We start from the raw sequence: 14,582 nt of genomic DNA on the forward strand, positions 1-14,582 counted from the left end.
AAGTAATTGATTCCATGCGGGGTGTCCTTTTTTTGAGGGACACCCCGTTGTTTTCACAAGAATTACCATGGGCCGACCGTATTCTGATCCGGTTCTGCCCACAACAAAGCTTGAAATACACCTCTGATTTGCGGAGTATTTCATATAAACTGCCATGGGCAGACCTTATTCTGTACTCGGTCTGCCCACAACGAAGATTGAAATACATCCCTGGTTTGCGGAGTATTTCATATAAAAAAAATGGGGCTGCCGCCCGAATATTTACATTTTTTAAACAGGCTCTTTCAAAAAGAAATTTATGAGTGGACCGCCATGAAAAATTTTAACCGATTTATCAGGAACATCTGCCGGCGCATCCTCCCCAGAGTCACCGGGCAGGAGCAGTCTCTTTACCAGAGACTCAACGTAATTTTTGGATTTTTTTTCCTCATCCCCACCTTTGGTCTGCTCTACTTTCTCATCACCTACGATCTACTTTCAGACAAGTATATACCTCATTTTTTCGTTCTGTTTCTCATCTGCTCCCTTGCCGGATTCGTTACATTGAGAATGGTGTTTGAAAAAATTGCCAACCTATCCAACGGGGTGACCCAGACCCTTAAAACAGAATTTGAGTCCAACGGCATCCGAAAGGGTGTGGATGAGGTGGAAAACATTTCCAAGTCATTCACCCTTTTTGAGCGTCAACTAAATAAAACCTTTTCCCAGCTTGAAAAAAAAGTTTCAGAAATTGCCATTCTAAAGGAACTGTCTGATCTGTGCTATGTCACCTTTGACCCGGAAGAGCTGCTTTACGTGACACTGGAACGGGGACTGAAAATTGCAAACGCTGACATTGGCTCCATTTTAATCCTTGAGGACAATCCGGAAAAGCATTTTGTTGTAAAAGCCAGTATCGGCCTGGGAGAACACTTAAACATTGGCAGTTCCATTGATTTTAAAACCAGCATTGCCAAATACGCCATCATAAACAAAGCCCCGTTTGTGGTGGAGGACATAGAAAACGATACCCGCCTTGGCCCCTTGGTGAACAAGTCGCAATATGGATCAAAATCCTTTGTGTGCATGCCCATTAAAACCATCAGAGATATCATCGGTGTCATGACCCTGTCCCGGAAAACCGATACCTCCATTTTCACTGTGGAAGACATGGAAGGCCTGATCCCCCTGGTTTCCAATGCAGCTTTTACCTATGAAAACCTAAGGCTCCTCAATGAAATTGAAGGGGCTGTCCGCACAGAAGATGCCATGGGGCACCTGATAAACACCGTGAACTCCAGCATGCGGGACATAGAGCTGTACCAGACGCTTCTAAAAGATATTTTAAAAATTGTTCCCCTACAGGGGGCCATACTCATGGCAAATGATGTGTCCGACGGCAACACCATTACAGTTGTGGACTTTTTTTCCAAAAACAAAACTGAAATTCAACGGGGAGAATCTTACAGCTGCAAAGACTCCATTCTGGAGCGCCTGTTCATCCAGGGGGATTCCACCATTATGGAAAATTTGGAAGAAGAGTTAACCTCTCCTGTGGAGAAAACACTTTTTTTAAGCCATGGAGGTACATCAGGCTTGATCCATCCCCTGCTGAATTCCGGAAAACTCACCGGTTGTTTTGCATTTATTTTTAAAGATTATAAAGCAACATTAAAACACCACGAACTGACCCGAAAAATATCCAATCTCTTTTCCCTGGCCATGGAAAAAACCACCCTTTCCCTTGCAGCCCGGCAACGGGCCAGTGAACTTGCAACCATCAGGCAGATCGGAAGTGTACTGGCATCATCCACCTTTGACATCGAACAGGTTTTATCCTTTACCATGGACATGATCCGGGTGGCGTTAAAGGTGGAAGCAGGCTCTTTGCTTCTCATTGAAGATAAACAGCTCAAGGTTAAGACAGCTTTTAATGTAACCCTGAAACAAACCACAGATTTCACCGTTCAGCTGGGGCAGGGTATTGCCGGTTATGTGGCCTCCAAGGGAGACTGCCTCATTGAAAACGATGTTCAGTCATCATCCATGTTTTTTTCTGCCATTGATGACAGCACAGGGTTCACAACCCGTTCTGCCCTGTGCGTTCCCATGATCTCCCAGGGAAAAGTGATCGGTGTCATTGAGGTGATCAACAAAATAAACGGTAAATTTGTGGCAGATGACCAGCAACTCCTCCAGGCCATTGCCTCATCAGTGAGCATTGCCATTGAAAATGCCCGGCTTTATAAGGAGACTCTGTCCATTGCCGAGCAGGAACGGGGCATTCGCCAAATTTTTCAAAAATTTGTCCCCAAGGAAATTGTCAGCAAAATTGTCCATGGGGGAAGCAATGAACAGCACCTCATGGAGGAGTTCAAAACCGTCACCATTTTAAATATTGACATTAGAAATTTTTCAAAGCTATCCAACAGCATTGGCCCCCAAAAAACTGTTTTTGCTTTGAACCATTTTTTCTCAATCATGGGGGAAATCATCTTTTCCAACCACGGCATTGTGGATAAATACCTGGGAGACGGCTTTCTGGCCTTGTTCGGCGCCCCCCTTGCCACCATTTCCGATGCTGACAATGCCGTTTTCGCGGCCGTTGAAATGAAAAAGGCATTGGGTGACATCAATACCTACCTAAGAGAAAAAATCGGTGTAACCCTGAACACAGGTATCAGTATCCACACCGGCGAGGTGGTTGTGGGCAACATCGGGTTTGACAAAAAAATGGACTACACGGTCATTGGGGATGCAGTGAATTCAGCGTTCGGCATCCAGGAGATGACAAAACAGATCCCAGACAGTATTTTGATTTCCGAAAAAACAATGAAAGCCATGCGCTACTCTGTGAAAGTCAATGAAATGGCAACCCCCCCGGATACCCCCAAGGTGGAAGGACTCAGAGTGTTTGAACTAATCTCTCTGAGCCGCCCTGAACCCATATATACCCCCGATGAAAGCCCCCCCGCATAATAACACCCCAAATACGGCCATTCCATAGTCTTACCCGGCTGGAACCGACTCCGGGAAACCGCCCCCGAAGCAGGGAAGATTGACACGGGATTTCATTTTTTTATCTTGACAAAACAGGGGGGGTACCCTATTATTTGGGATTTTAGTGTAATCGTTACATAAGATAGATACATAAAGGAGACAAAGCGTATGTATGCAGTTATAAAAACCGGCGGCAAGCAGTACAAGGTTGAAGAAGGGGATCTGCTTCGGGTGGAAAAACTTGAGGGAACCGAAGGGGCTGAAATCAACTTTGACGATGTTCTCATGTACTCTGACGGTGAGAACGTGACCCTGAACGGCGGTGAACTTGACAGCGTTGCCGTAAAGGGTCACATTGTGGAACAGGGCCGAGGGAAAAAAGTCCTTGTTTTTAAATACAAACGGCGGAAGGGATACCGAAAAATGAGGGGTCATCGACAGGCCTACACCGCTGTGAAAATCGATTCCATCCAGGCATAGACAATAAGGAGATAGAGATGTCACATAAAAAAGCAGGCGGAAGTTCAAAAAACGGTCGCGACAGTAATGCCCAACGCCGGGGCATAAAAGTATATGGTGGGCAGACCGTTGTTGCAGGCAATATTCTGGTAAGACAACTTGGAACCAAAATCCATCCCGGTCAGAATGTGGGCATGGGTAAAGATTACACTCTCTTTTCAAAGATTGACGGTGTTGTGGCCTATGAGCGAAAAGGCCGTGACAAAAAGAGAGTCTGCGTTTATGAAGCGTGAAGTTCATAGATGAAGCAACCATTTTCGTCAGGTCCGGCAACGGCGGTCCCGGCTGCGTAAGCTTCCGGAGAGAGCGGTTCATTGAACGGGGCGGGCCTGACGGAGGTGACGGCGGTAACGGCGGAAGCATTATTTTAAAAACAGATAAAAGCAAAAGAACGCTTTTTGATCTCCGTCGCCAGCGCATTATCCGAGCCAAAAACGGCAGCCCGGGCATGGGCCGACTGCGGCACGGGAAAAATGCCCCCCACCAGATCATCCCTGTTCCCCCCGGCACCTTGGTCATAAATGAAGACACCGGTGAAACCATTGCAGATCTCACCCAGCCGGACCAGCAGTTTGTTCTGGCCAAAGGAGGCATTGGTGGGCGGGGAAACAAGCGATTTTCCACCGCCACAAACCGAGCGCCCAGACATGCCCAGCCCGGTATGCCGGGGGAAGAATTCAATCTTCGCCTGGAGCTCAAACTCCTTGCAGATGTGGGGCTGGTGGGCCTTCCCAATGCCGGGAAGTCCACATTGGTGAGTCGACTTTCTTCGGCCCGTCCTAAAATTGCAGACTACCCCTTCACCACCCTTGCACCCTCCCTTGGAATGGTTCAACCGGGATATGGCGAGCCCTTTGCCGTGGCTGACATTCCAGGCCTCATAGAAGGTGCCCACCAGGGTGTGGGGCTTGGCATTCAATTCTTAAAACACATTGAACGCACCGGTATTCTGGTCCATATTATTGATGTGTCTGCCATTGATCCTGATACCCCTCTGGAAGCCTATCACCTGATCAACAAAGAGTTGGAACAATACAGCAAAGCACTGGGCCAAAAACCCCAGCTGTTAGTATTAAATAAAATAGATCTCACCGGGGCCCGGGAAAAGGCAGATGCCTTTATTGAAGCACTGGGAAATAACGATGTGATCACCCTGTCTGCGGCCACGGGAAAAGGCACGGACAGGCTCAAACAGATCCTTGCAGAAAAACTCGGAAAAACAGATGGATAGAGTCAGACAGTCGACCCTTGAAAACAGTCGACGCATTGTTATCAAAGTGGGCAGTGGGGTGTTATCCCTTGACCATGGCCTCAATCTTAAGCTCATTGAAAGCTTAAGCCACGCCATTGGAAATTTGACCACCCAGGGCACCCAGGTGATTCTCATCTCCTCGGGGGCCCTGGCGTGTGGGGTAAAAAAAATCGGTTTTCAGCAAAAGCCCGATGATGTCAAAGGACGTCAGGCAGCCTCTGCTGTGGGGCAGGCAGGCCTGATACTTGCCTATGAAAATGCCTTTGAAACCGTGGGCTGCAAGGTGGCCCAGCTGCTGCTCACCCGGGATGATCTTGCCAACAGAAGACGCTATCTCAACGCCAGGAATACCATCAACACCTTGTTGGACTGGCGCATTGTTCCCATCATCAATGAAAACGATACCATTGTAACAGAAGAAATGAAACTGGGGGGCAATGACAATCTCGGCGCCATGATTACCCTGCTCATGGATGCGGACCTCATGATCAATCTCACCGACACCGACGGCCTTTATGATAAAGATCCCCGGGAACATGCCGATGCCCGGCTAATTCCCATGGTAACCAAAATCACCCGCAAAATGGAAAAAGCCGCTGCCGGAGCTCCGGGAACTCTGGGGACCGGAGGCATGCTGACAAAACTCCAGGCGGCCAAGCGGCTGGCCCGGGCAGGAATTCCCATGATCATCGCCCCGGGCCGAAAGTCGGATATTCTTCTTCGAATTTTCAGGGGAGAACCCGACGGCACCTATTTTGTCCCCGGCAAAAAAAGGCTGAACAGTCGAAAATGCTGGATTGCCTACAGTTTAAAACCCCAGGGAGAGATTCATCTGGACAAGGGGGCCACCCGTGCCATTCTCTCCCGGGGAAAAAGTATTCTTCCCATCGGCATCACCTCGGTGAACGGTACCTTCAGCAAAGGCGCATCTGTGGAAATCAAGTCAGACACCAATCAAACCCTTGGTAAAGGCCTTGTCAATTATTCTTCCGAAGATGTCACCTGCATCATGGGGCACAGAAGTGATACCATCTGCAATGTACTGCAACTGTCACGGCCCTATGCAGAGGTGATACACCGGGACAACCTTGCAATTACCTATGAACAGGACGACGCATCATGAACTACGAATCAACGGTGATGGACATTTCCATCAATGCAAGAAAGGCAGCCAGACAGATTGCCGCAGCAGACACAGACACAAAAAACAAGGTGCTTGACCTCATTGGAAAAAAGCTGATCCAACAAGCCCGGGATATTTTTAAAGAAAATGCCCGGGATCTCACGGCTGCAAAGGAAAAGGGGCTCTCCCCTGCCATGCTGGATCGATTGAAAATCACAGACCAGACCATTGACCAGATGGTTCAAGGGTTAAAAGAGGTGGCACAACTCACCGATCCTGTGGGGGCCATCACCCGGAACTGGACCCGTCCCAACGGTCTTAAGGTATCCAAAATGCGGATTCCCCTGGGTGTCATTGCCATGATTTACGAATCCCGTCCCAATGTCACCGTTGATGCCGCAGCCTTGTGCCTCAAGGCAGGCAACGCCACTATCTTACGGGGGGGGTCCGAGGCATTTCACTCCAATAAAATTCTGGCTGACATCATCCAGGCGGCCCTTTTTGAATCCGGCCTTACCAGAGAAATCGTCCAGGTATTACCGGTTACTGACAGGGAAGCGGTGACCCATCTTTTAAAACAGGAAGCATACATTGACGTGGTGATTCCCCGGGGGGGAGAAACCTTGATCCGATATGTGGTAAACCACGCCACCATGCCGGTGCTTAAGCACTACAAGGGCGTTTGCCACGTGTATGTGGATGAGACCTTTGACATGGACAAGGCCCTTGAGATCTGCTTTAATTCAAAAGTCCACCGCCCCGGGGTGTGCAATGCCCTGGAAACCCTTTTGGTCCATGAAAAAGCTGCCCCTGATTTCTTACCGGCCATGCTGGAAAAATACCATGACGCCGGGGTTGAAATCAGGGGATGCGAACAGACCTGCAAACTCTTTTCCCAGGCTTTGCCTGCTGAGGAAACCGACTGGGATGCTGAATATCTGGATCTTACTCTAAGTGTCAAAGTGGTGCCTGACATGACAGCAGCCATGGATCACATTGCAGCCCATGGATCAAATCACACAGATGTCATTGTCACCACCCATGACAACCGCGCCAAAGAGTTCATCCGCCGGGTGGATTCCTCCATGGTGGGGGTCAATGCATCCACCCGGTTCAACGATGGGGGCCAACTGGGCCTGGGGGCTGAAATCGGTATTTCCACTTCAAAACTCCACGCCTTTGGTCCCATGGGGCTGGAAGAGCTCACGGCCACTAAATTTGTGGTCATGGGTCAAGGACACACCAGACAATAGAAGGTATTTATGAAAGAGGGCTTATTCGGGGGCACATTCAATCCCCTTCACAATGGCCACATAAAGGTGATCACCCACGTAAAGAAAGCCTTTGCCATTGACCGGATTCATCTGATCCCCTCTGCCGTCCCCCCCCATAAGCCCATTGAAAACCTGGCACCGGCCCGGGATCGCCTTGAAATGATACAAAAAACCGTGGCATCCATCCCCGGGCTTTGCGCCTCGGATCTGGAGATCAGACGCACCGGCCCCTCCTTTACCATTGACACCGTCACTCAATTTATCAATACAACGGATCATGACACAGATCCTTATTTCATCCTGGGTACCGATGCATTCTTTGATATGGATACCTGGAAACAAACCTGTGAGATATTTGAAAAAACAAATATCATTATCATGACCCGGGCAGGAGAAAGGCGAAAACTCAGGGATATTGCTGATTTTCTGGCATCCCAGGTGCCCTGTAACTATGACTTTGACAGGGCCTCCATGACCTTTTCCCATCCTGAATTAAAAGCGGTGCACCTGTGCAACCCCCCGGAAATTCAAATCTCCTCCACAGCCATTCGACACCGTGTAAAAAACAATCAATCCATTGATTCCCTGGTTCCTGAACCGGTGGAAAATATCATTATAAAAAAAGGACTCTATTTATGATTCAAGACCCCAATGCCGCCGGAAATCCGGAGCAATTTCTTGCCGCTGCATTTCAAAGAAAGCCTGAAAAAGTTGTGGCCCTTGACGTTCGGGGCTTGACCGCCTATGCCGATACCATTATTATCATCACTGCCACCTCGGCCCGGCAGGTCACAGCCATTGCCGAACATATCTACATTGAGATGAAAAAACAAAAAATCATGCCCCTGGGAACCGAAGGTATCAAGGAAGGCACCTGGGCACTGCTTGATTTTTCCGATGTACTGATCCATGTCTTTGATCGAGAATCCAATGCATTCTACGATCTTGAAGGACTTTGGGCCGACGCCCCCAGGCTTGACATCTCATCCTTTGAAAGCCTTGACATCTGATTCAGACCACGTACATATTCCACCGGTACCCCAGCTTCACTTGGTTTGACCGGTGCACATAACATTTTTATGCAATAAAATGAAGCATGCCCATTTTTAAATGGATAGACGCGATCACAAAAAAGGAATAGAGCTCCAATGGAAATAAAAAAAAATGTGGATGCATTAATCATTCTGGATGGATGGGGGGCATGGCCCGGCAACGAAGCAAACGCCGTTGCCCTGGCTGACATGCCATTTCTCAAAGAACTGGAAACCCGATATCCCACAACCCGCCTTGCCTGCTCCGGAGATGCCGTGGGGCTGCCCCATGGGGTCATGGGAAACTCAGAGGTGGGCCACATGAACATTGGCGCCGGCAGAAAAGTGTTTCAGGACCTTGTGCGCATCAACCGTGCCATGACAGATAACACCTTTTTTTCCAACCATGGCCTTTCCACGGCAATGGAAACAGCAAAAAAACGGGGAAAAACCGTTCATTTAATGGGGTTACTTTCCGACGGAGGGGTTCACAGCCATATCAATCATCTCTTTGCCCTCACTGACATGGCCCGGCAAAAAGGGGTACAGAATCTTGCCGTCCATGCCATACTTGACGGCAGGGACACCCCTCCAAAAAGCGGCATCACCTATGTAAAACAACTCAATGCCCACCTTGCCCAAACAGGGCTGGGGCACATTGCCTCCCTTTGCGGTCGATTCTATGCCATGGATCGGGATACCCGCTGGGAACGCGTGGAAAAGGCGTACAAACTTTACACAAACGCAGAAGGAGAAAATTTTGAAGATCCGGTGGCGGCCATGGAAGCTTCCTACAACGGGGAGTACACCGATGAATTTGTCCGACCCGTTCATATCATCCCCCCGGGCAGGGATGCCTCCCAAAGCATCATCCGGGACGGTGACAGCCTTATCTTTTTCAATTTCAGGGCCGACCGGGCCCGGGAGATCACCCGGGCACTCACTGAGCCGGATTTCACACAATTTCCCCGGGAAATTTTTCCCGCCATTGATCCTTTTATCTGCATGACCCAATACGATGAACACTTTTCACTGGAGACTGCATTTGGCCCCCAGCATCTGGATCACATTCTGGGGGAAGAGGTCAGTCGCCACGGATTAAAGCAACTCCGCATTGCCGAAACGGAAAAATACGCCCATGTGACCTATTTTTTCAATGGAGGGGATGAAACCGTTTTCCCCGGTGAAGAAAGAATCCTGGTCCCCTCCCCCCGGGAGGTGGAAACCTATGATGAAAAACCGGAAATGAGCGCCCGGGCCGTGGCCCGGAAAGCCTGTGAAAAAATTAAATCCGGCAATATTCAGTTCATGGTATTAAATTTTGCCAACATGGACATGGTGGGACACACCGGTATTTTGCCCGCCGCCGTAAAAGCCTGCGAAACCGTTGATACATGTGTAAAAAAAGTGGTGCAGGAAATTTGGAACTCCGGAGGAACCGCCATGGTCACCGCAGACCATGGCAATGCAGAGCAGATGTTAAATGTTGATGGATCTCCCCATACGGCACACACCCTGAACCCTGTGAAATTCATCCTGGCAGGAAAAAAATTTCAAAACGTAAAATTACAAGAGGGTATCCTCGGCGACATTGCCCCCACGGCCTTGAAAGTTATGGACCTGCCCATCCCCAAAGAGATGACCGGCACCCCTCTGTTTTCAGAATAACCCCCACGGGCGGACCGTATTTCGATCTTTGTCCATCAATAGCCTTAGATAAAAGGAGCAACCACCATGGAAGATATCCTTATTGATTATGTCACTGGAAAGCCCGTTCCCAATGTGGGCCCTGAAGGAAGCCGTCAGCTGTTTGAGAAGATTCTGGTGGAAACCAAGGGCTTTTCCAAAAAAGAAATTCGGGTGGATGAACCCATCACCGTGATGTTTCAAAACCAGACCTATGAGTCCACCCTGGACCTGGTGGTGTTTTGTGATGAGCGTCCCTTCATGGCTGTAAGATGCATTGCAGGCTCCCTGGGGTCCTATGAAAGGGAAATCCTTGCAGGGGCACGATTGATTTATGATCATCAAATTCCCTTTTCTGTTGCCACCAACGGCAAGGACGCCCTGGTGCGAAACGTGATCACAGGAAAACCGCACGGAGAAGGCATGGACACGGTTCCCACCCGGGAATGGGCCAAAGAACAGATAAAGGAAATGAAAAAAATCCCTTTTCCAGAAGGTAAAAAAGAACGGGAAATGATTCTTTTCCGGTCCTATAATATGGAAAAATATGAAAACGAATGTGATGGACTGACGTAAATATTTGGTAGCCTGTCTTGAATAACCCACATACCCCATGGGAAATGGACTTTTATATGAAATACTCCGCCAATCAGGGACGTATTTCAAACTTTGTTATGGGCAGAGCGAGATCAGAACAAGGTCTGCCCGTGGCAGTTTATATGAAATACTCCGCAAACCCGGGGAATATTTCTGCCTTTGTTGTGGGCGGAACCGAATCAGAATACGGTCCGCCCGTGGCGGTTATATGAAATACGCCGCAAAACAAGGGCGTATTTCAAGTTTTTTGTGGGTAGAACCGGGGCAAAATGAGGTCTGCCCGTGGAAGCAAACATTGCTTCTCCTACTTAATCTACGCCTTGGGAACTTCTTTGCCGCAATGTTTACAAATACTTGCGCGATTTTTAATAATCTCGGCGCAAAAGGGGCATTCCCTTGTGTAATGACGCTTATGAATGGACTTGACAGCATCAGCCACTGCTTTTTGAAGTAACGGTGATGGAAACTTATGGTTGGTCATGTGCTCGATGGCATCAGTATCTGCCAGCTCGCCCACCATTTCAGCAGCTTTGAGCCTTACCCTGGCCGGTTTCATGGGGTCCAGGAGAATTTTTAAAATTTCATCCCACTCCTTTGCAACATAAAAATCCGTAAGCATGGAAAATCCCACCTTCAGGGCTTCCTTGCGGGCCTCCCTGGCCACCATTTCCTCGTCATCCAGTTTCTGCCCCATCCCGCCGATGGGGCTGAAAACGGGCATATAATCAAAATGGTCATTTCCCGGCTGGTTGATACAGCGATAGGAAGCGCTGAATTCCATGGTTTCCTTTAAATCATCCCACCCTTTTTTATAACTGGGGCATTCATCATTAAAACAGACAAATAAATAGGGGGTTCCCCAGCCCAGTCCATCACTGAAATTAATTTCCGGAACTTCCCAGATGCTCATTTCAAGATTGCAGTGGGGGCAATGGGGTTTATCCATATCCAGTATTTTCTGGAACACTTCCTCTTTGGTTTCAAAAGCCATATTAAATCTCCTTAGTTGTAACTCCAGAGTCACGGGGGCGCTTGGATGATTGAATACTTACCATCAAAAAAAGTCAAGCCATTGGCAAATATCGGCACAAACCGGTCAAATACACCATGACCGACAAAATTATCATTACTCTTCTCAGCCGCCGGGCGGCATAATACCGTTTTCAATATGAATCCGGTATTTCAGATTCAATTGGGAAGGTAAGACCCTGGGACGGTATTGTCAACGGGGCAACCGTTTGGCATGCCCCTCCAGCGGTGGGTACGGCATTGCCATAAAACCGGTGTGTATTAATAATACCTTGGCCAATTTTATGTTGGCTGGAATTTTAAGATATATATTGTAATTCACAATGGGCCCATCAATACAATAAATGGGGTTGATCATAAGCTGGGTCACCATACGTGAAATAAAATTTTATTGACTTCAAAGTGCTGTAATTACAACTACTAATTCCCACCTCTAAAATTTTATTACAAAATGGCCCATGTTATGAGCAAGCCCCAATAAATGGTATTATTGTTGCCGAATTTTAAATCGGTTCTGAGTTTGGCGAAGGTATTGGTTAAATATCAGATTTAAAAAGATCCTCCGATTCTGTAAATACCTTGGGACTGGGGGTGACCTTTGTGGGAACCGTGCCTTCCTTAAAACACTCAAACAAGGTTTCTGATGAAGCGTCATTGGGCAACAGACCGGTTTTGGCATCAATTTTGGCGAACACCACCCCCTCCGGGGCATTAAAGGTGCGAACAGGTTTCCCATCCAGGACCCCGGCCATATAGCCCAGCCAGATGGGACTTGCCGTTCGGGAACCGGTTTCTCCCCGGCCCAGTGACGCCTCACTGTCAAACCCCACCCACACGCCTGTGACATATTCCGGGGTATATCCCAGAAACCAGGCATCATGAAGATTATTGGTGGTCCCGGTCTTTCCGGCGGCCGGTCTCTTCAAAGCCTTGACCCGCCATCCCGTACCTGAAGTCACGGCACTTTCCAAAATACTGGTCATAATATAGGCGGTGCTCATGTCAATGACTTTTTTCCTTTTAAGCTCTGCCTGCTCAATGACATTACCGTCCCGGTCCAGAATTTTTGTAATAAAAACGGGCTCAATGCGATACCCCTGGTTGGCAAACACAGTGTAGGCACCCACAATTTCCAGCAACGAAGCACCGGATGATCCAAGGGATATGGAAAGATCCCTGGCAATGGGAGAGGTGATACCAAGCTTTTTGGCATAATCCAAAACATAATCAATGCCGATGTCCTGGAGAATTTTCACGGTGATCACATTGCGGGACTTCACCAGGGCATGGCGAAACAATGTGGGACCATGGAAAGTATCCTTGTAATTATGGGGTTTCCAGGTAAAATCTTTTTTAGCACCGGTGAATACCACAGGGGAGTCAATAATCACGCTGGCTGCGGTGTACCCCTTGTCCAGGGCAGCCGCGTAAATGATGGGTTTAAAACTTGACCCCGGCTGGCGTCGGGACTGAATGGCCCGGTTGAACTGGGAATTTTTGTAATCCCTGCCCCCAATCATGGCCTTCACAAGTCCGGTGCCGGTCTCTATGCTCAAAAGGGCCGACTGGGCAAGGGGGTCCTGTTCCAGGGAAAACAGCCACTGATCTTTTTTTTCATCAAAGGAGACAGCCCGGACACGGATCACATCCCCGGGCGAAAACACCTGGGTGGGACGGGTAATTTTTTTCTGTCCAGGAGCCACCTTGATATTGGGTTTTCTTGCCCAGCGGATATCTTTAATGGAGATAATACCATTAATATTTCCCACCCGGACACGGGTATTTCTACTTTTCTTTTCAAACCCCACAACCACTCCCTGACAAATTTCACCCGATGTTAACTTTTTCATTGTCACATCATTGGCGGCAGCTTGGGAAAATTCCTGGATTTCATCCGGGGAAAGGGTTTTCACAGGCCCCCGGAAGCCCTGACGTCTGTCAAGATCCACAACGCCTTTAAGTACTTCTTTGCGGGCGATTTTCTGATACTCAATGTCCACGGCGGTGTGAATCTGAAGGCCCTGCTCGTAAAGGGCGTTTTCGCCATATTTTTTAACCACATACCGACGAACGTGCTCGGTGTAGCAGGGAACTTTTTCAATGAACCAGTTTTTCCGGGGCTTGATATCCAAGGCTGTGCTGATGGCTTCTGTGACAGCCAGATTATCAATGTAGCCATCTTCTTTCATGCGATTGAGCACATAAATCTGTCGCTGGCGGGCCCGGTCATAGTGGCGGAAGGGAGAATATTTGCTGGGAGCCTGGGGAAGTCCGGCCAGCATGGAGCATTCAGCAAGGGAAAGATCCTTTGCATGTTTGCCAAAATAATTTTCCGCCGCAGCTTCCACCCCATAGGCCCCATGTCCCAGGTATATTTGATTGAGATAAAGAAATAAAATCTCATTTTTGGAAAAACGCCGATCAATGCGATGGGCCAGGATAACTTCCTTTATCTTTCGCTCATAGGTTCTTTCCGGAGAAAGAAAAAAAGATTTGGTCACCTGCTGGGTGATGGTGCTGCCCCCCTGTACAATGGCACCTGCCCGAATATTTTTTATAAACGCCCTTAATATACCGGCAAAATCGACTCCGGCATGCTCACGAAACCGTGAATCCTCAGCCGCAATAAAGGCGTTTTTCAAATGATCCGGCATCTGATCAAGGGGGATAACAATACGCCGCTCCCTGAAGAACTCACCGATTTTTCTGCCGTCATCGGAAAAAACAGTGCTCACCGTGGCAGGGCGATAATCATTTAAACTGTTAATGTGGGGAAGATCTTTACTGATATAAAAATAAAACCCGGTGACACCGGCACCCAGTAATACAATGCCGGTGAAGAAAAAAACCACCATCCATTTCAGCAATGTGGCAAAAATACTTGGCCTGCCTTTTTTCACCCGCTGTTTACGGATCTTTGATGTCGACTTGTTCTGTGTATGTGTGGTAGATGTCATGGGAACCTGTTGTTTCAATGTTTTTTCAAAAAGCTTGATCATGGAGTACTTATCAGATAAAAAAGCCCATGGCAAGCAGGGGCACCTGGCTTTTCTCCGGGGGAACAGGTTCATTCCCCGGTTTTCCAAAGCCCC

Annotated in this window: 13 protein-coding genes; 11 read left to right on the forward strand and 2 right to left on the reverse strand. The window is 48.4% G+C overall.

Annotated elements, in window-relative coordinates; translation table 11 throughout:
* The first annotated feature begins 312 nt into the window (after positions 1-312).
* The 11 genes from B9A32_RS14300 to B9A32_RS21830 all read left to right on the forward strand — a co-directional run bounded on the left by B9A32_RS14300 (position 313) and on the right by B9A32_RS21830 (position 10,673).
* Positions 313-2,958, forward strand: coding sequence for an adenylate/guanylate cyclase domain-containing protein (locus B9A32_RS14300; protein WP_170923844.1), 2,646 nt, complete (start codon positions 313-315; stop codon positions 2,956-2,958).
* A gap of 189 nt (positions 2,959-3,147) precedes the next feature.
* On the forward strand, positions 3,148-3,459 hold the full coding sequence (gene rplU, locus B9A32_RS14305; RefSeq protein WP_084070132.1) for a 50S ribosomal protein L21: 312 nt from the start codon (positions 3,148-3,150) through the stop codon (positions 3,457-3,459).
* 17 nt (positions 3,460-3,476) lie between these two features.
* Positions 3,477-3,731, forward strand: a complete 255-nt coding sequence (rpmA, locus tag B9A32_RS14310) for a 50S ribosomal protein L27 (RefSeq protein ID WP_084070133.1) — start codon at positions 3,477-3,479, stop codon at positions 3,729-3,731.
* Positions 3,728-4,729 carry a GTPase ObgE gene (obgE, locus tag B9A32_RS14315; RefSeq protein WP_084070134.1) on the forward strand — a complete coding sequence of 334 codons (1,002 nt, stop codon included), beginning with the start codon at positions 3,728-3,730 and terminating at the stop codon, positions 4,727-4,729. Before rpmA ends, obgE begins: the two co-directional genes overlap by 4 nt.
* Complete coding sequence (gene proB, locus B9A32_RS14320; protein ID WP_084070135.1) at positions 4,722-5,873, forward strand: glutamate 5-kinase; 1,152 nt, start codon at positions 4,722-4,724, stop codon at positions 5,871-5,873. The genes obgE and proB overlap by 8 nt, the downstream gene beginning before the upstream one ends.
* Positions 5,870-7,126, forward strand: coding sequence for a glutamate-5-semialdehyde dehydrogenase (locus B9A32_RS14325; RefSeq protein ID WP_084070136.1), 1,257 nt, complete (start codon positions 5,870-5,872; stop codon positions 7,124-7,126). Before proB ends, B9A32_RS14325 begins: the two co-directional genes overlap by 4 nt.
* A 9-nt stretch (positions 7,127-7,135) precedes the next feature.
* Positions 7,136-7,786, forward strand: coding sequence for a nicotinate-nucleotide adenylyltransferase (nadD, locus tag B9A32_RS14330; RefSeq protein WP_084070137.1), 651 nt, complete (start codon positions 7,136-7,138; stop codon positions 7,784-7,786).
* Positions 7,783-8,157 carry a ribosome silencing factor gene (gene rsfS, locus B9A32_RS14335; protein WP_084070138.1) on the forward strand — a complete coding sequence of 125 codons (375 nt, stop codon included), beginning with the start codon at positions 7,783-7,785 and terminating at the stop codon, positions 8,155-8,157. The genes nadD and rsfS overlap by 4 nt, the downstream gene beginning before the upstream one ends.
* Before the next feature lie 138 nt (positions 8,158-8,295).
* A complete protein-coding gene (gene gpmI / locus B9A32_RS14340; RefSeq protein WP_084070139.1) occupies positions 8,296-9,846 on the forward strand; it encodes a 2,3-bisphosphoglycerate-independent phosphoglycerate mutase in 1,551 nt (516 codons plus the stop codon).
* 66 nt (positions 9,847-9,912) lie between these two features.
* Positions 9,913-10,440, forward strand: coding sequence for a type I restriction enzyme HsdR N-terminal domain-containing protein (locus B9A32_RS14345; RefSeq protein ID WP_084070140.1), 528 nt, complete (start codon positions 9,913-9,915; stop codon positions 10,438-10,440).
* Positions 10,441-10,496: 56 nt separating this feature from the next.
* Complete coding sequence (locus B9A32_RS21830; protein ID WP_212637953.1) at positions 10,497-10,673, forward strand: hypothetical protein; 177 nt, start codon at positions 10,497-10,499, stop codon at positions 10,671-10,673.
* A gap of 101 nt (positions 10,674-10,774) precedes the next feature.
* Here B9A32_RS21830 and B9A32_RS14350 read toward each other — a convergent pair whose 3' ends face one another.
* Positions 10,775-11,452, reverse strand: a complete 678-nt coding sequence (locus tag B9A32_RS14350; protein ID WP_084070141.1) for a zinc ribbon domain-containing protein — start codon at positions 11,450-11,452, stop codon at positions 10,775-10,777.
* A gap of 574 nt (positions 11,453-12,026) precedes the next feature.
* Positions 12,027-14,489, reverse strand: a complete 2,463-nt coding sequence (locus B9A32_RS14355; RefSeq protein WP_232367171.1) for a penicillin-binding protein 1A — start codon at positions 14,487-14,489, stop codon at positions 12,027-12,029.
* Positions 14,490-14,582 lie beyond the last annotated feature (93 nt).

This window comes from Desulfocicer vacuolatum DSM 3385 (assembly GCF_900176365.1).
Classification (GTDB): domain Bacteria; phylum Desulfobacterota; class Desulfobacteria; order Desulfobacterales; family Desulfobacteraceae; genus Desulfocicer; species Desulfocicer vacuolatum.